This window comes from Citrobacter sp. wls829, assembly GCF_005280825.1.
GTDB classification, from domain to species: domain Bacteria; phylum Pseudomonadota; class Gammaproteobacteria; order Enterobacterales; family Enterobacteriaceae; genus Citrobacter; species Citrobacter gillenii.
Window position 1 is genome coordinate 1 of record NZ_SZWP01000060.1, and the last position, 732, is coordinate 732.

The following is a 732-nucleotide window of genomic DNA, read 5'->3' on the forward strand; positions in this document are numbered from 1 at the left end:
GGTGATGCTGCCAACTTACTGATTTAGTGTATGATGGTGTTTTTGAGGTGCTCCAGTGGCTTCTGTTTCTATCAGCTGTCCCTCCTGTTCAGCTACTGACGGGGTGGTGCGTAACGGCAAAAGCACCGCCGGACATCAGCGCTATCTCTGCTCTCACTGCCGTAAAACATGGCAACTGCAGTTCACTTACACCGCTTCTCAACCCGGTACGCACCAGAAAATCATTGATATGGCCATGAATGGCGTTGGATGCCGGGCAACTGCCCGCATTATGGGCGTTGGCCTCAACACGATTTTCCGCCATTTAAAAAACTCAGGCCGCAGTCGGTAACCTCGCGCATACAGCCGGGCAGTGACGTCATCGTCTGCGCGGAAATGGACGAACAGTGGGGATACGTCGGGGCTAAATCGCGCCAGCGCTGGCTGTTTTACGCGTATGACAGGCTCCGGAAGACGGTTGTTGCGCACGTATTCGGTGAACGCACTATGGCGACGCTGGGGCGTCTTATGAGCCTGCTGTCACCCTTTGACGTGGTGATATGGATGACGGATGGCTGGCCGCTGTATGAATCCCGCCTGAAGGGAAAGCTGCACGTAATCAGCAAGCGATATACGCAGCGAATTGAGCGGCATAACCTGAATCTGAGGCAGCACCTGGCACGGCTGGGACGGAAGTCGCTGTCGTTCTCAAAATCGGTGGAGCTGCATGACAAAGTCATCGGGCATTATCTG

General features: G+C 54.6%; 1 protein-coding gene. It reads left to right on the forward strand.

The window, feature by feature from the left end:
- Nucleotides 1-55: 55 nt before the first annotated feature.
- A protein-coding gene (locus FDW88_RS12330) for an IS1-like element IS1B family transposase (protein WP_235832493.1) occupies nucleotides 56-732 on the forward strand; the annotation gives its coding sequence in 2 pieces (ribosomal slippage) (nucleotides 56-305 and nucleotides 305-732; 678 coding nt annotated over the 2 pieces). This gene is flagged as partial in the annotation.